At 36.3% G+C, this 16819-nt stretch carries 14 protein-coding genes, 14 tRNA genes and 1 rRNA gene; 1 reads left to right on the top strand and 28 read right to left on the bottom strand.

All coding sequences use genetic code 11. From position 1 onward, the window contains the following. Positions 1 to 8 precede the first annotated feature (8 nt). From clpX to H8S00_RS10815, 4 genes are all read right to left on the bottom strand, one after another. Complete coding sequence (clpX, locus tag H8S00_RS10830; protein ID WP_021951945.1) at positions 9 to 1292, bottom strand: ATP-dependent Clp protease ATP-binding subunit ClpX; 1284 nt, start codon at positions 1290 to 1292, stop codon at positions 9 to 11. 68 nt (positions 1293 to 1360) lie between these two features. Then, complete coding sequence (gene clpP / locus H8S00_RS10825; protein WP_021951944.1) at positions 1361 to 1942, bottom strand: ATP-dependent Clp endopeptidase proteolytic subunit ClpP; 582 nt, start codon at positions 1940 to 1942, stop codon at positions 1361 to 1363. A 27-nt stretch (positions 1943 to 1969) separates the two neighbouring features. After that, positions 1970 to 3250, bottom strand: a complete 1281-nt coding sequence (tig, locus tag H8S00_RS10820; RefSeq protein WP_021951943.1) for a trigger factor — start codon at positions 3248 to 3250, stop codon at positions 1970 to 1972. A 399-nt stretch (positions 3251 to 3649) separates the two neighbouring features. Then, entirely contained in the window at positions 3650 to 4201 is a 552-nt protein-coding gene (locus H8S00_RS10815; RefSeq protein WP_021951942.1) for a DJ-1 family glyoxalase III, read from the bottom strand. Between the two features lie 175 nt (positions 4202 to 4376). Here H8S00_RS10815 and H8S00_RS10810 point away from each other — a divergent pair, with 175 nt between their 5' ends. Continuing rightward, complete coding sequence (locus tag H8S00_RS10810; protein ID WP_118589767.1) at positions 4377 to 4820, top strand: CYTH domain-containing protein; 444 nt, start codon at positions 4377 to 4379, stop codon at positions 4818 to 4820. 31 nt (positions 4821 to 4851) lie between these two features. Here H8S00_RS10810 and H8S00_RS10805 read toward each other — a convergent pair whose 3' ends face one another. The 24 genes from H8S00_RS10805 to H8S00_RS10690 form a co-directional block, all read right to left on the bottom strand. Continuing rightward, complete coding sequence (locus H8S00_RS10805; RefSeq protein WP_118589760.1) at positions 4852 to 7065, bottom strand: hypothetical protein; 2214 nt, start codon at positions 7063 to 7065, stop codon at positions 4852 to 4854. Between the two features lie 9 nt (positions 7066 to 7074). Next, positions 7075 to 8631 carry an NAD(P)/FAD-dependent oxidoreductase gene (locus H8S00_RS10800; protein WP_021951938.1) on the bottom strand — a complete coding sequence of 519 codons (1557 nt, stop codon included), beginning with the start codon at positions 8629 to 8631 and terminating at the stop codon, positions 7075 to 7077. A 142-nt stretch (positions 8632 to 8773) separates the two neighbouring features. Then, a tRNA-Leu gene (locus H8S00_RS10795) sits at positions 8774 to 8853 on the bottom strand. A gap of 86 nt (positions 8854 to 8939) precedes the next feature. Then, positions 8940 to 9012 (bottom strand) — tRNA-Lys (locus H8S00_RS10790). 34 nt (positions 9013 to 9046) lie between these two features. Continuing rightward, positions 9047 to 9118: transfer RNA gene (locus H8S00_RS10785), tRNA-Gln, on the bottom strand. Between the two features lie 8 nt (positions 9119 to 9126). Then, positions 9127 to 9200, bottom strand: a tRNA-His gene (locus H8S00_RS10780). 28 nt (positions 9201 to 9228) lie between these two features. Further along, positions 9229 to 9302 (bottom strand) — tRNA-Arg (locus tag H8S00_RS10775). Positions 9303 to 9324: 22 nt separating this feature from the next. Next, a tRNA-Gly gene (locus tag H8S00_RS10770) sits at positions 9325 to 9395 on the bottom strand. Positions 9396 to 9401: 6 nt separating this feature from the next. Next, positions 9402 to 9476 (bottom strand) — tRNA-Pro (locus tag H8S00_RS10765). A 127-nt stretch (positions 9477 to 9603) separates the two neighbouring features. Beyond that, positions 9604 to 10086 (bottom strand): metallophosphoesterase, encoded by a 483-nt coding sequence (locus H8S00_RS10760; protein WP_021951777.1) that lies wholly within the window; start codon positions 10084 to 10086, stop codon positions 9604 to 9606. Further along, entirely contained in the window at positions 10080 to 10685 is a 606-nt protein-coding gene (locus H8S00_RS10755; protein ID WP_118589761.1) for an XTP/dITP diphosphatase, read from the bottom strand. The genes H8S00_RS10760 and H8S00_RS10755 overlap by 7 nt, the downstream gene beginning before the upstream one ends. 14 nt (positions 10686 to 10699) lie before the next feature. Further along, a complete protein-coding gene (locus H8S00_RS10750) occupies positions 10700 to 12436 on the bottom strand; it encodes a lectin like domain-containing protein (RefSeq protein WP_118589762.1) in 1737 nt (578 codons plus the stop codon). Positions 12437 to 12445: 9 nt separating this feature from the next. Next, positions 12446 to 13597, bottom strand: a complete 1152-nt coding sequence (locus H8S00_RS10745) for a THUMP domain-containing class I SAM-dependent RNA methyltransferase (RefSeq protein ID WP_021951774.1) — start codon at positions 13595 to 13597, stop codon at positions 12446 to 12448. Positions 13598 to 13662: 65 nt separating this feature from the next. Beyond that, complete coding sequence (locus tag H8S00_RS10740; RefSeq protein ID WP_021951773.1) at positions 13663 to 13947, bottom strand: rhodanese-like domain-containing protein; 285 nt, start codon at positions 13945 to 13947, stop codon at positions 13663 to 13665. A gap of 93 nt (positions 13948 to 14040) precedes the next feature. Continuing rightward, complete coding sequence (locus H8S00_RS10735; protein ID WP_118589763.1) at positions 14041 to 14343, bottom strand: hypothetical protein; 303 nt, start codon at positions 14341 to 14343, stop codon at positions 14041 to 14043. A gap of 95 nt (positions 14344 to 14438) precedes the next feature. Then, a tRNA-Arg gene (locus H8S00_RS10730) sits at positions 14439 to 14512 on the bottom strand. Positions 14513 to 14652: 140 nt separating this feature from the next. Next, positions 14653 to 15903, bottom strand: coding sequence for a glycoside hydrolase family 25 protein (locus H8S00_RS10725; protein ID WP_158576815.1), 1251 nt, complete (start codon positions 15901 to 15903; stop codon positions 14653 to 14655). Positions 15904 to 16036: 133 nt separating this feature from the next. Then, positions 16037 to 16120, bottom strand: a tRNA-Leu gene (locus H8S00_RS10720). Positions 16121 to 16153: 33 nt separating this feature from the next. Beyond that, positions 16154 to 16226 (bottom strand) — tRNA-Val (locus tag H8S00_RS10715). A gap of 35 nt (positions 16227 to 16261) precedes the next feature. Continuing rightward, positions 16262 to 16335, bottom strand: a tRNA-Ile gene (locus tag H8S00_RS10710). 7 nt (positions 16336 to 16342) lie between these two features. Further along, positions 16343 to 16415, bottom strand: a tRNA-Thr gene (locus H8S00_RS10705). Positions 16416 to 16452: 37 nt separating this feature from the next. Then, positions 16453 to 16524 (bottom strand) — tRNA-Glu (locus tag H8S00_RS10700). 30 nt (positions 16525 to 16554) lie between these two features. After that, positions 16555 to 16626 (bottom strand) — tRNA-Asn (locus H8S00_RS10695). A gap of 99 nt (positions 16627 to 16725) precedes the next feature. Continuing rightward, positions 16726 to 16819: ribosomal RNA gene (locus tag H8S00_RS10690) — 23S ribosomal RNA — on the bottom strand; the annotation flags it as partial.

The following is a 16819-nucleotide window of genomic DNA, read 5'->3' as shown; positions in this document are numbered from 1 at the left end:
CTTGATACCTATGCGGTTTTTCCGCTTTTTTTCTTTGTTTTAGGTTTAGTTCCTGAAGGTGCGTACTTTATTTCTGCATCTGCTAATCCATTTACAACATCCTCGTTGACTATACATTCTTCAATGGTGTCATCAGATGGTGTTTCATACATTATATCCATTACCGCATCTTCCATAATGGCTCTAAGTCCTCTTGCTCCTGTCTTTCTTTCCACTGCAAGCTTAGCTATGGCATGTATTGCCTCATCTGTAAATGTAAGCTTAACTCCATCTAATTCAAATAATTTCTTATACTGCTTTACCAATGCATTCTTTGGCTCTGTAAGTATTCTCTCTAATGCCTTTTCATCTAAGAAATCCAATGAAACCGTAACAGGAACTCGTCCTATAAATTCCGGAATAATTCCAAATTTAGTTAAATCTTCCGGCATAACCTGCTTGAATAATTCATCTGTCTTGTGGTCATTTTTTTCACGAACCGGTGAATTAAATCCAATTGCACTTTTATCTAATCTCTTTTCTATAATCTTATCTAATCCGTCAAAAGCTCCACCACAAATAAATAAAATATTTGTAGTATTAATAGGTATAAGTTCCTGCTGAGGATGCTTTCTTCCACCCTGTGGTGGCACGCTGGCATCTGTTCCCTCTAATATTTTAAGTAATGCCTGCTGTACACCTTCACCTGAAACATCTCTTGTGACAGAAACATTTTCTGATTTTTTTGTAATTTTATCTATTTCATCAATATATATAATTCCATGCTCAGCCTTTTCAATATCATAATCAGCTGCCTGAATTAATTTAAGCAAAATATTTTCAACATCTTCACCAACATATCCTGCCTCTGTAAGAGTTGTAGCATCTGCAATGGCAAATGGAACATTTAATATCTTTGCTAATGTCTGAGCTAAATATGTCTTTCCAGAACCTGTAGGTCCTAACAAAAGAATATTGGATTTCTGCAATTCAACATCTAATTCCTTGTCTGATAAAACACGTTTGTAGTGATTATATACTGAAACTGCCAAAACCTTTTTTGCCTCATCCTGACCTATAACATACTGATCCAAAAATTCTTTAATTTCCTTTGGTTTTAAAAGATTTATCTCCTGTGTAGCACCGGATTCCTCTTCATGGTACATTTCTTCCACGATTCCTGCACATATTTCAACGCATTCATCACAAATATACACACCTTCCGGTCCGGCAATAAGTCTTCTTGTCTGACTCTCCGGCTTACCGCAAAATGAACAATATAATTTCTCATCAATAATTTTTTTATTTGCCATGTTTACCTCACTGTTTTGACATAAAATCCAAGTTAAGGCACCACAATTGCGGTGCCTTATTCTTATCTTTATCTTTCTTTGATTACATTGTCAATCAAACCGTACTCTTTTGCTTCATCAGCGCTTAACCAATTATCTCTGTCTGTATCTTTTTCAACAACTTCAACCGGCTTTCCTGAATTAGCTGCAAGAATTTCGTTTAATTTCTTTTTAGTCTTCAAAATATGCTCTGCTGCTATCTGAATCTCTGTAGCCTGACCCTGTGCTCCGCCTAATGGCTGATGAATCATAATTTCAGCATTTGGAAGGGCATATCTCTTTCCCTTAGCTCCGCTGGATAAAAGGAACGCACCCATACTTGCCGCCATGCCAATGCATGTAGTTGATACATCACACTTAACGTAATTCATTGTATCATATATTGCCATTCCTGCTGTAACAGAACCTCCCGGACTGTTGATATACATATGAATATCCTTGCCCGGATCCTCTGACTCTAAGAATAATAACTGTGCAACAACTGTAGAAGCCACTGCATCATTTATTTCCTCTCCTAAAAAGATAATTCTATCCTTTAATAATCTTGAATAAATATCATATGAGCGTTCACCTCTGGAATTCTGCTCTATGACATAAGGTACTAATGCCATTGCTATACCTCCTGCTTAATAATTAAATTATTTAGCCTCATCTACAACAAATTTAGCTGCTTTTCTTGCACAAATATCTTTCTTAAGATTTTCCTTGTCGCTATCTGTTAATAAACCTTTAAGCTTGTCAGCTTCCATGTTGTATCTTCCGGCCATTTCCTTGATTTCTTCTTCAACTTCTTCTTCTGTAGCTTCAATGTTTTCAGCCTTAACAACTGCTTCTAAAACAAGGCTTGATTCAACTCTTGCCTGTGCCTGTGGCTTAACCTGTTCCTTCATCTGGTCAACTGTTGCACCTGTAAACTGTAAATACTGTTCAAATGAAATTCCCTGCATAGCAATATTCTGTGCAAATTCTTCAAGCATCTGTTCAGCCTGTGCTTCAACCATCTTTTCAGGTATATCCATTTCTGCATCATTTACGATAGCTTCAATAACCTTGCTTTCCTTTTCAGCTTCAGCTTCTTTTTCTTTCTTTTCTGTAAGATTCTTCTTAATATCTTCCTTGTATTCATCTAAGGTATCAAATTCTGAAACATCCTGAGCGAAATCATCATCTAATTCAGGATATTCCTTAACTTTGATTTCCTTAATTGTTACCTTAAACATAGCAGGCTTTCCTGCAAGTTCTTTTGCCTGATAGTTTTCAGGGAATGTAACATTAACTTCAACTTCTTCTCCAACTTTCTTTCCAATAAGCTGTTCTTCAAATGTGTCAATAAATGAATGTGAGCCAATTGTTAAAGGATAATCTTCTCCCTTGCCACCTTCAAATGCAACTCCATCAACAAATCCTTCAAAATCGATTGTTGTCTGGTCTCCGTCTTCAACAGCCTTATCATCTGCTGCTACAAGTCTTGCATTCTGCTCTTTAACCTTATCAAGCTCTTCTGCTACTTCTTCATCTGTTACTGTAACATCAGCCTTTTCAACCTTGATTCCTTTGTACTTACCAAGCTTAACTTCCGGCTTTGTTGTAACTTCTGCTTCAAATATGAAAGGCTTGCCTTTTTCAATCTGAGTAACGTTAATTTCCGGACGTGCAACAATTTCTAATCCTGATTCTTCTGCTGCCTGTGCATAAGCTCCTGAAATAAGTTCATTAGCTGCATCCTCGTAAAATACTGCTGCACCATACATCTTTTCAACCATAGCATATGGTACTTTTCCTTTTCTAAATCCCGGAATGTTAAATTTATTCTTATTTTTCTGATAAGCTTTCTGAATAGCTTTATCAAATTTTGAAGCCTCTACCTCGATTGTAAGTTTTGCTGTGTTATTCTCTAACTTTTCTACCTGTAAACTCATTATTCTTCCTCCTTGAGATTTAACCGGGTGTGAGCTCCACCCATAATTATCCATTCTTAAAATTTATTTTTTAACATAACATAAGGGCATAATATCCCCTGACACAGAAAAACATTATATCACGAAAATCCCCCTATGTCACTAAGTTTTTTTGAACAATTCAGCCAAGCATAAAATAAACAAAAGGCAAAAGGCTGCTTGCAGCCAATTTTGCTTTTTGTTTATTTTATATTTGCTGAATCAACGAAGCGAGAAGAAGCAAAGCGTATTCGAGCTTAGGTGATTCAGGCTTGGCTGAATTGATTATTTTACTTTGCTGAATCAACGAAGCGAGAAGAAGCAAAGCGTATTCGAGCTTAGGTGATTCAGGCTTGGCTGAATTGACCTTTTATGCTTATTTTATCTGTCAAACTGTATTGCAGCTGCCACCTGTCCTGCTGTCTCCTCATCCACCAACACGCTTATTAGTTCAAGTCCCATTTCCAATGCCACTCCAAGTCCTTTTCCCGTAACAAAATTCTTGTCTGTTACAACTCTGCCACCATAATTTTTACAATCCATCTTATCTTCAAAACCCGGATAGCTTGTTGCATTTACATCCTTTAACAAACCAAGTTGTCCATAAATACTTGGTGCTGCACATATAGCTGCAAGCCATTTACCCTGTCTGTTATATTCAACTATATTATCTGTCAGTTTCTTACAGGCTGCAAGATTAGGTGTCCCCGGTATTCCTCCCGGAAGGAAAATGCAATCTCCTTTTTCAAAATCTATCTCGTTAATGTTTTTGTCAGCAAAAAGTTTAATCTTATGGGAGCTTTCCACTAACAAATCATCCTTAACGGAAACCGTAACAACATTTAATTTCTTTGTTCTTCTTAACAAATCAATTACCATCAAAGCTTCCACTTCTTCCATTCCATCTGCCAAAAATGCATATACTGTCTTCATTATCCACTATTCCTCCTAACATATGAATTCAAAAACAAGTATAACATACACCTGCCGTGTGTCAAAGTTATAAAGAATTTTTAACAAATTTATTATTTGCCGTAAGGTTTATTAACTTTTGTGTTACAATATCAGTATACAAATTAGTACAAGGAGGTCTTTATTTATGAAGCCAATGGAAATTGAGAGAAAATATCTTCCCCTTGATTTGCCCGCAAATTTAAACGACTACAAATGTCATAAAATAGAACAGGCATATTTAAATACTGCCCCTGTAGTCCGCATCAGGAAGCAGGATGATGAGTACTTTCTAACTTATAAAGGCGGTGGCATGATGGCAAGGGAAGAATATAATCTTCCTTTAAATGAAAAGAGTTATTACCACCTCCGGGAAAAAGCCGATGGCAATATCATAACTAAAACACGTTTTCTTATACCTTTAGAAGACGGTCACACTGCTGAACTTGATATATTTGAGGGGAAATTTGCAGGTATGCTGCTAGTTGAGGTTGAGTTTAGTTCCATTGAAGATGCTAACTCCTTTGTTCCTCCTAAATGGTTTGGAAAAGATGTGACAAATGACGGACACTATCACAATAGCTATCTTTCAAAAATATAAGCGGCAGGGAATTAAATTCCCCACCGCTTATTTATTTCCAAAATACCACCATTTCTTCTATTCTGTAAAAAATTTCCGGCACCTTCCTGCTTATACTACTCCATGTCGGTGAAATACATAAAAGTACATTTATCATAACTGTTGCCACTGTCAATATTCCAACAAGAACTAAAATATACTTTGTAATTTTTCTGTTTCTTCCCCTGTCATACATGTCAAACACAATGTAAATAACAGGAATAAAGAATAACCATGCAAAGTCAACGGAATATCTCAGGGATGTTCCGCCCATTGCTGTGGTAACATAACACATTAAAATTCCCACAATCACTGATAACATAACAAAAGCTTTATGTCCCATATCCTTTATTCCACGCTTCATGGACCATCCAAGAAGAATAACTGTCCACATTATAGGTTGAGCAAGAACTCCCATATAGCTCATTCCGTAATAATATCCCAAATAATTGCTGCTTTCTGATACTGCATTTACATAAGGGAACGTTGCACTGATAGTAGGTGGAATAAGTAATGCCCTTGCAATCATTAACGGAATCTTTCCAAAATCCGTCATGCCATAATATCCCGTGTCAAAAACCGTAAGCTGATACTTTGCTCCAAACTCAAAAGGCGAATCAAATCTTATGTAGTTGTAATACATAAGTCCCAAACCTACAACAACATAAGGTACAATAATGGCTAATATGGCTGTTATATTGCTTTTTGAGAAAACACAGCTTAAATATGTCTTTATCTTATTATTTCCACTTGCAACATATCCGCCTTTTTTAGCAAGCCCATTTAACATAAGACATGCTGCCACAAAACTTACAAGAATAAAATTAGGTCTGCATCCAACTGACAACGCCATAAAAGCTGCCCCTGCGCAAAGGCTTCCCACTGTCATTTTTTTGTTATCAAAAGCCCTCACTATAAAATTAAGTCCTGCCAATGCACAAGCTAACGCCGAGGCAGCTGCTATTTCATAGAATTTACTTCCGTTTATACAAAACAGAACCATTGACACATTTGTAAAACCTAGTATTGCAGCCATAACCACCCACAGGTTAAGTCTTTTTTTGTACTGACTTGCTATGGCATAAACTAACGCCGCCATAAGCATTTCTATAATCACTACTAGCAAAAGTGCTAAAATTTTTGTTTTAAGCATATGCCCTGTTACCAGATAATAGGGAAGGTAGAACACAAGTGCAGGCACTATTCCAAAGTAGCAATAATATTTTCCGTTATAAAATGCCCTGTCCCACTTATATGTTAATCCATCACGCTGACTACAGTCATAAGGATTTTGGAGTTTTTGTAGTTCCTTAATGTCCCGCATTTCCTGAATCTCCGTTTCCGGATTAAGACTATTAAGGTCAACCTTTCCTTTAGTTATTGCCAATGTAAGTTCCTGATACGGGTCCTGTGTATCCTGAAAATTAATACTCTGGATTTTTCCATTTTCGTTAAACTGTAAATTCCCGGCAATTGACAAAAATACCGTAAATACAATTTCCACTACAACCAGTCCCATAATTGCAGCAAACTGTCGGTTTGAATTTCTGTTAAACTGCAAACATCCTTTTCCTCTTGTAAAATATATTACAAATCCCATAAAGCATATTGCAGCAACCAAAAGTACCCTGAAAATATCAAATGAAAATTTTGCCGGGTAATTCAATTTAACCTGAATTGAATTTATTTCACTGTTTAAATCTGTCTTTAATTCAATTTTCAGATTACGACACTTTCCGGCAAAATGGGGGTGCATATGTCCCGTGGATTTCATTGACGGCACAATTACACTTTCATCACCACTTTCAGTATATTTATTTACAGCTTCATCAGAATAGTAAACCTTACATTCTATTGCCCTGTCGTTAGAATCCGGTATAACGTCTATATTATTTACTTTAGCATCAACGCCCTGCATTTCCAATGTGTATATATTTTTTTCAGTGGATGCAGATTTGGTAATGCTTCCGTATAACTCAGGGCTTAAATACCCATCTGACTTTACCTCAGAAGTCTTAATATCCGCAGACACGGTCATTTTATCACTTCTGGTATTTTCAAAACTATTAAAGTTAAAAGTAAATACTTCCAACACTAAAGCAATTAAAACCGCTATTATAGCTGAACAAATATATTTGTTATAGGACAAATATATTTTCTTTTTAAAGAATAATGTAAGTAAAATTATTGGAACCACTATTCCCACTACAAACATAAGATACTGCATCTTTACCTCCTACTGCTCCTTTGTTTCATGGTACTCTTTATCTGTGTTTACATTCCATACATTTGTTTTATCATGTATGCCATTAATAATATCCTTAACCGCCTCAAAGGAAGTAACCATAGAATGATCCATGTTGTTGTATCTGTGCTGTCCGTTTCTTCCTACGCAGAATAAATTATCAAAAGTATTTAAATAATCAATTATCTTATCCATGTTATCATATCCGTCAAAATATGCAGGATATGCCTTCTGTATGCGCTCTCTGTGAGAATCAATAACGTCATTTCTGTCAATTACGTCCATTGAAACCAATTCATTAATTGCCATGTTAATGCATTCCTCGTCACTCATGTTCCAGAATTCATCCCCTTCTCTGCAAAAATACTCAAGACCAATCCATACGTTTTCGTCAGGCTTTTCTACCATATATGGTGACCAGTTATTAAAAATCTGTATTCTTCCAAGCTTTACCCCTGTGTCCTGAACATATATCCAACAGTCCGGCACAATGTTGTTTAATGTTTTAATCTTTGTTTCATTCTTAAGATTTAATTTGTTAAGCAAAAGACCTACAGTTACAAAGTCCCTAAAAGGAAGGTCTGCTGCTGATGTTGCAACAATATCCGGAATATCGCTTCCTTTAATTCCTGCAATTAAATCATTAACAGGCATAGAAGACATAAATATGTCTCCCTCATAAACCTTCTCCTGTCCATTTTCTAAACAAACAACGTTTTTTATTTTTCCATTTTCAGTGTTTAAATACTTAACTTCACTATTTTTTACAATAGTTCCACCCATTTTTACAATGTCATCTGCCACAGCCTCCCAAAGCTGTCCCGGTCCGAATTTAGGATAAACATACTCCTCAATCAGTGATGTTTCCACTTCTCCGTCATTTTTCTTTGGAAGAATTTTCTTAAATACATCCTTAATAACGGCTGTTATGGATAGTCCCTTTACACGCTGTGCTCCCCAGTCAGCTGATATTTCCCTTGGATGTCTTCCCCATAATTTTTCTGTGTACCCTTCAAAAAACATTGAATATAACACACGTCCAAATCTGTTTATATAGAAATTCTCCAAATTATCTTCCGGTAGTTTTCTAAATACTGAATGAAGGTAGCTAAAACCTGCCTTAATTGTAGTCCCAAATCCCATGTTCTTTAAGGTACTCCATTTTAAAGAAATCGGATAGTCAAAGAAATGCTTTGAATAATAAATTCTTGACACTCTGTTTCTTACAAGCATTACCCTGTCTTCTTTTTCAGGATCAGGTCCCTTGTCAGCTAAAGTTTTCTCTCTGCCTAACACCTTATCATCAAATGACGGTGCTCCCTGAGTAGGCATTATGTTCTGCCACCACTCATTTACCCTATCGTCCTTCGAGAAAAATCTATGTCCCCCTATATCCATTCGGTTGCCCTTATAACGTACAGTCTGGGATATTCCACCTATTCTATCGCTTTTTTCTAATATAACAACCTCATATCCACCTTTTTTCAGTAGTTCATAACCAGCTGTAAGGCCTGCCGGTCCCGCCCCAATAATCACAATCCTCTTCATTTTTTCTCCCTTGTTTCTCTTTCAAATTTCAGATTTCCATTATAGCAAATAAATTATGTCGATAAAAGAGGTATAATAAACAAAAAAGTTATCCCTTTTTGAACTATATTTCATAAAGAGACAACTACTTTTTAATTTTAAATGCGGGTGACAGGACTTGAACCTGCACGGTTGCCCACTAGAACCTAAATCTAGCGCGTCTGCCAATTCCGCCACACCCGCAGCTATTTAATTTTCCGCTTTTATACAAACACTTACCATATGTTTGCCTTAGCAATAAAAAAGTGTAGGCACGAACCTACACTTAGTGAGCCACTGGGGAATCGAACCCCAGACAACTTGATTAAAAGTCAAGTGCTCTACCATCTGAGCTAGTGGCCCATATTAATTTTATAAGTTATTACTAACCCTTTAACTGGGCTAGCTGGATTCGAACCAGCGAATGCAGGAGTCAAAGTCCTGTGCCTTACCGCTTGGCGATAGCCCATTGTGTAAGGTGGCTAGAGGGATTCGAACCCTCGGCCTCCAGAGCCACAATCTGGCGCGCTAACCAACTGCGCTATAGCCACCATGCCATGCTCTGGTCTAATCCAGAAATGTGCCCGAAGGGATTCGAACCCCCGACCCACGGCTTAGAAGGCCGTTGCTCTATCCAGCTGAGCTACGGACACAAACATTTTAAAAAATGTTAAAAGCGGGTGATGGGAATCGAACCCACATATCCAGCTTGGAAGGCTGGTGTTCTACCACTGAACTACACCCGCACACAGTCGGGGTGACAGGATTCGAACCTGCGACCTCCTGATCCCAAATCAGGCGCTCTAGCCAAGCTGAGCCACACCCCGTGTTCGCGTTACTTATTTTTCACAGCGCAAGAGTAATTATATGGGAAACCCTTAAAATTGTCAAGCGTTTTTTTTATTTTTTTTTTACAATTTTTTTTCATACCCCGAAATCCCTTTTAAAATAGGGCTAAACGTACTCTATTCTGATATCTGCTTTTCCCTCTCCATTTACCTTCATAACCCCATATGTAGGTCTTCCACCTAACTGTCTTGGTCTTGATACACTTCCGGGATTTACAATGATTATTTTCCCCCTTATAGAGCTATCCGGTACATGAGTATGCCCGTAAAGTGCTATATTACATTTATTTTCCTCTGCTGCATAACTTAAACCATCCAGCCCGAAATCCACTCCGTAATTATGTCCGTGAGTTATAAAAATCCTGTTTCCACCAAATTCCACCACATCAGAAACCGGATTATTAGAATAATAATCACAGTTTCCCTTAACTTTTTTTATTTCACAGTTAAAAATTTCCGCCAATTGTTCGTCCTGACCCAAAAGGTCACCTAAATGTATCACCAAATCAATATTATGCTCTTTTTCGGCAATTTTTCTCACATTTTTTAAATCTCCATGAGAATCACTTATAATTATAGCTTTTAACATTCTTCCTCCAATCCGGCTTTCAGGATTTCCTTCATTTGTTCTAATGCCTTACCCCTATGGCTTATGCTGTTTTTTAATTCAGGAGCCATTTCACCGGTTGTCATCTCATATTCCGGCACATAAACTATAGGATCATAACCAAAACCGTTAGTTCCTTTTTGTTCATATGCAATAAGCCCCTCAATAGTTCCTTTACATGTCTTAATTTTTCCATTTGGGAAAGCCACTGCCATTGCACAAACGAATCTTGCACTTCTTTCTTTTCCCTTGGCATCCTTTAGTTTATCAATTATATAGTTATTCTTTATATCGTAAGATGTATCTTCTCCTAAAAATCTTGCAGAATATATTCCCGGTGCTCCATCTAAATAATCCACTTCCAAACCAGAATCATCAGCTATAGCTATTTCTCCTGTTATTTCCATTATGGTTTTTGCCTTAATAATGGCATTTTCTTCAAAGGTTTTTCCATCTTCCACAATATCAATGTTAATGCCTGCCTCTCCCATAGTTTGAAGTTCCACGTCAAAATCCTTCATCATCATATTGACTTCACGAACCTTATTTTTGTTTGTTGTTGCAAATATTACCTTCTTCATTGGTTTGTTCTCCTTTATTTTTTGTCTGTATATGCCTTTAAACAAATATTGCAATCATGTTTTTCCGAAGACTGCCATCTGTTTCCCGTAGAGCTGAAATATCCTTCTCCATCCGTTAAATCCACATTATAACTGTCATCACTTCCATTCATTTCAACAGGAATCAGCTTAAAGATTTTTTTGTCCTTCCCGCTAGTTATTTTCACTGTTACACTGAATTTTTGTCCCTGCTTTACACTATAAGGCTTATCTAATTTTATTGTATAATATCCTTTATTTTTCAAAGTTCCACTTGCTGCTGTATGGGTTCTCTCACTTAAGGAATTTTCTCCTTCAAATTTGCTGTCCACAAATACCTCATACTTCACTCCGGGGGTCACTGCATAAAATCCCACCGCCTGAAGCTTCCCGTTTTCAGAAGGATTGTATACGTTGGCAAAATACACTGTACTACTGCCCTCAAATCCCATGGAGCCTGTCCATCCGCAAATATCACTTTGATATATATTATCATAATTGTCTGTATTTTCTATGCCTGTATAACAAACATTACTTGTTCCTATTCTGTCATCGTAATATGAAACATAAAATGTTCCCTTATATCCAAAATCTTCCCCCCAGCTGTTCATGCATATAAATGCACCATCTCCCGGAATACTCTGGTCGTTAAACAGCTCTTTTGAATAATTATCATCCCATCCGATTATAACTACATCATGATTAGGCTTCTTTTTTCCTTTATAGCAATAAGCATACTCACTTTCGTTATAATAAACTGATTTTGATTTGGAATTATTAAGGGACATATACATGGAGCTTTCTACTCCGCCATATTTATACACCATTTCCTTAATCTGGTCATAGTCCTTTTCCGGTAAAATCTGTGCTTCCTGAATATGTTTTTTTGCCTTTAAACCGGTAGTTTTTTCCTGAGTTCCATAAGGGTCATCCTGTTCTAACACCGGTCCTTTCCATGCCATAAGATATGCCATTGACATAATATAATCGCCACCATCCTGGATTTCTCCTGACATATCATTACTTCTGGCAAGGTTATTCTCTGAAAAATCATATTGCTCTTCCGGCATAAGTGATGTTTCAATTGCCGTCAGTGTGGCAAAGGCCCAGCATGTACCATAATTTCCCTGATTTTTTGCCGGCACAGCTCTTTTTTTATCTAAATAGCTGTAACGCTTTGGCAAATAAGATTTAGTGCCTTTTTTGCCTGTAAATGAAGCTGTATTACTTTTGCTGTTCCAATTATAATCATAGGCAAAACACTTTGCAAATATATTTGCCGGCACAAAAATTGTTCCATCTTTAGTAACCGGTTTATCATCCAAACTATATTCATTATCATTGAAAATCATTTTTTTGGTATTTAAATAAAGTGCTACTATACTGCTTCCTTTTTCGATAACAATTTTTTCGCCACCATACACATTTGCAGCGCAATTAAATGTTTCTATAACTATATCAAGTGGTATCATAAGATTCATATTACCACTCATGTACGCCCTTTTATTTACATATTTAACTTCTTTTTTATCAACTATAACATTTATTTCATCCTTATTTGCACTTTTAGCCATAATCCGATTCCATGTATCTAAAATCGGTGCCTGTGTCTTTTCCCCATCAAAAGAAATACTTTTTTGTACACTTTGTTTTGAGTAGGAAAAACCTGCAATTATAACCACTAAAATTGCAATAAGTGGAATATATACTACAAGTATTCTCTTTTTTTTCATTAACAACCTCTATTTATTTTTGTTTTTAGGAGGCTTCGGTCCCATAAACTGATAATAATATGTCTTAATCATTCCGTTATATATTTTACGGTTTTTCGTTGCTTTTATTCCCATATCTTTTTCTACATTTTCATAAGATGAAATGATAAATGCCGACCATGAATCCAAAGCTTTGTACTTTTCTCCTAAAGTTGTATAAATCTTCTGTAAACTTTTCTGTTCCTCTAATCTTTCGCCATAAGGGGGATTTGTAATTATAAATCCATATTTTTTCCTATGGCTTAATCCTGAAACAGGACGTTCCTGAAAATGAATTAAATGTTCCACTCCTGCATTTATAGCATTTTTTCTGGAATATTCAATCATCTCCCCATCAATATCATATCCCTGTATATCTGTTTCTATATCATCATTTATTTTATCATTTGCCTCATTAACAGCCTGATACCATAACTTTTTATCTATAAAATTAGTCCATGTTTCCCCGGTAAACTCCCTGTTCATTCCCGGTGCAATATTAGCTGCTATCATAGCCGCCTCAATAGGAAATGTTCCACATCCGCAGAAAGGATCCACCAAAATTCTATCCTTATTCCATGGAGTAAGCATAATCAGTGCTGCCGCCAATGTTTCGGAAATAGGTGCCTTTGAGGTATAATATCTGTATCCTCTTTTGTGAAGTGATTCTCCTGATGTATCCAATGCAATAACTGCCTCATCCTTATAAAAAAACACTCTGATAGGATAACTTGCCCCATCTTCACTAAACCAGCTTACACCATATTCCTGTTTCAGATTCTCCACAATTGCCTTTTTTACTATTCTTTGTATATCTGAGGGACTAAATAATTTACTTTTAACAGAACTGGCTTTTTTTACCCAGAATTTTCCGTTTTCCGGTATAAAATCACTCCATTTTAATGCCTTAACTGCCTCAAAAAGCTCGTCGTATGTCTGAGCCTTTACTCTTCCAACCTGAATCATTACACGTTCAGCAGTTCTTAGAAATACGTTAGCCCTGCATATTGCCAATAAATTTCCCGAAAAAGTGATTCTTCCATCTTCAACCCTCTCTATTTCGTATCCTAAATCTATAATTTCTCTCTTTAAAACCGATTCCACTCCAAAATGACATGGAACGATTAAATGTAATTTATCCATATAAAATTCACCAAAATCCTTATTTTTATCTACTTAATGATAATCTGATAAAAAAACAATGTCAACTACATTCTATATCCGCCTACCACTGCCATAACCTTATATCCCTGGTTTGCCATTTCACTGGCAAGTCTGAAACTTAAACTGCCTCTTCTACAGTACAAAATCCATATGTCTCCTTTTCTACCGAAACTGTCGATTTTTCTAATATCACCCTCTGGAATATTTATTGCATTCTCAATATGTCCTTTGTCAAATTCACTTCTGCTTCTTAAATCCACCACTATATATCCTTTTTCCATAGCCCTTTTTCTTGCAGTATCAATGGAAACTAAGTCAAATCTGTTCATTGGTTACCATCACTTTTTTCTTTTAGTTTATTCATCTTATTACAATATGTTAAAACCCTATAGCCACTTACTGCTATAGGGTCTTAACCTTAACTATCTGCAATCTGTACAGTCTGTTGATTTGTTTTTAGAAGTACTATCTGTTGCTTTATTCTTTGATGTATTATATGCTGCCTTGTTTTTAGAAGTACCATCTGTTGCCTTATTTTTTGATGTGCTATCTGTTGCACTGCTTTTTGATGTGGTATCTGTTGCACTGTTTTTTGATGTGCTATCTGTTGCACTGCTTTTTGATGCACTATCTGTTGCACTGCTTTTTGATGTGCTGTTGTATGCATTCTGCATGCTACTATAACCTGATGCATCGTTTTTACCTGACGAATATTTCTTTGCCATGACTACCTCCTGATTTTTTTATTTGTCACATAAGTAGTATGGCAAACTTTTTTGTTTTTATTCAAAAAAAGCAGTCCCATAATGGAACTGCTTAACGTGCGTGAAAGGATTCGAACCCTCGGCCTTCTGGTCCGTAGCCAGACGCTCTATCCAGCTGAGCTACACGCACATAACCCGCAAAAATCATTTTCTGATGATTGCGACTTATATATATTACACCACCAATTGATATATGTCAACAATTTTTATTTGTAGTGCACCATTTTGTTTAATATGATTTTGCTTAATATTTAATCTAAGTATCCTAAACTACCTGGCAATAATATTTATATTTAAATCTACGGCACCGCCAATACCATTTACTCTGCCATTATCTGAATACTGCCACATTTCAACGTTAGGCAACCCATAATCCTCATATTTTGAAGGATTAAAAGTCCATCTTGCCAACCACAATCCGTATTTTGAAACTTTGTTATAATCCACTGAATTTTTGAAAAAGGACAAATAAGAATATATACATGTATCATATCCTCTTTCTTCTAAATAATCGCAGTATGTGGTTATTATTTTAGTATTTGAACTTTTGTATTTTGCCTTATTTCTATATGTATTTTCAAAATCAAAAGCCACCGGATAATCAAAGTCATTATATTTCTTTAAAAGCTTCTCTGTAAAAATTGCCTCTTTTTTCGCTTCAGCAACATTGTCAGCATAGCTATACAGGTAAAATCCTATTTTTATTCCATTCTTCTTTGCCTGATTATAGTTATAATCAAGCTGTCTGTCTATGGTTCCACCCTTTGTTGTACCATAACCTAATCTAATCATGGCAAATGTAACACCTGACTGTTTAACCTTACTCCAGTCAATTACTCCATTATGGTGGGAAACATCTATCCCCTTAATCTGTGCTTTTTTAGTTAATGTTAATGGCAAACTTTCATAAGTAACCCCATTTACAATCTCATAAGCCTTAATTCTATAGGTATACTTCTTCCCTTTAACAATATCATAATCATCATACAAACCATAATCATAAGCATTATTACTTGTTAATAATTCCCATTTGTTATTGCTGTTTTTTCTATAAATATTGTAACCGGATGCTGTATCACTAATTTTCCATGTAAGTAAATTATAATCATCCATGGAAATTGCTGACGCTGTCTGCACGGCATATGGCAGTGCCTTAAGACTTTTACTCTTATTGCTATATGACGAATACACCTTTTTCTTCTTTTTATTTAACTTATATGGTTTAACTCTATACTTATAAGTTTTTCCCGTTTCTATATTTGTATCCGTATATTTCTTACTTTTAACATAATCAACTTTTCGGTATTTTCCACCATTTACACTTCTATATACAGCATATCCTGAATACTTTGTTTTTGATTTCCATAATACTTTATTTCCAACTTTAGAATTGTATATCTTTGTAATACTTACCTTATTACTTGCTGCATAAACATCACTTTTGTCTGTTTTTAATCCCATAAAACACATTCCTGCTAAAAGCAAAACAAAAGCCGTCATCTTTATTTTCTTCTTTTTCATTTTGTACCTCTTTTTTTTCATTTTATGTTTACTAATAAATTTAACTTCCTGTAGATATTAACCTGTAATTGTCATAAAAATTTAATGTGAAAAATATACACGAAAAAAGGTACCCTCATGGATACCTTTTCACTGCCGGCGACCGGAATCGAACCGGTACTGTGTTGCCACAACAGGATTTTAAGTCCTGCGCGTCTGCCAGTTCCGCCACGCCGGCATAATATATAACAGTTATTTAATAATAACCAAATGGGACCTACAGGGCTCGAACCTGTGACCCCCTGCTTGTAAGGCAGATGCTCTCCCAGCTGAGCTAAGATCCCAAAATTTACTGCTGGATAATGTTTATAAATAAAAGTGGACCTGCGGGGACTCGAACCCAGGACCGACCGGTTATGAGCCGGTTGCTCTAACCAACTGAGCTACAGGTCCAAATAAAAGCCGATGAACGGACTCGAACCGTTAACCTGCTGATTACAAATCAGCTGCTCTGCCAATTGAGCCACATCGGCGTATATTTTTCTTCCACAAGTATTAACATATACATAATGACTCCAAGGGGATTTGAACCCCTGTTACCGCCGTGAAAGGGCGGTGTCTTAACCGCTTGACCATGGAGCCAAAACTTTTATACCATATAGTATAAAAAAACTCCCCGAGTAGGGCTCGAACCTACAACCCCTCGGTTAACAGCCGAGTGCTCTACCATTGAGCTATCGAGGAATATTTTCCACAGACCTAAGTCTGATTTATGAATGCATTGTACATTCAAAACTACATACTGAAATTTACATCCGGAGGATAACTCCTCTTCCTTCCTTTATGGATAAGCCCTCGACCTATTAGTATCAGTCAGCTCCATGCATTACTGCACTTCCACCTCTGACCTATCAACCTCGTCGTCTTCAAGGGGTCT

The sequence above is a fragment of the Eubacterium segne genome (assembly GCF_014287775.1).
Classification (GTDB): Bacteria; Bacillota; Clostridia; order Lachnospirales; family Lachnospiraceae; genus Eubacterium_G; species Eubacterium_G segne.
The sequence above is the reverse complement of the archived record's forward strand: the minus strand, read 5'-3'. Positions and strand labels throughout refer to the sequence as shown.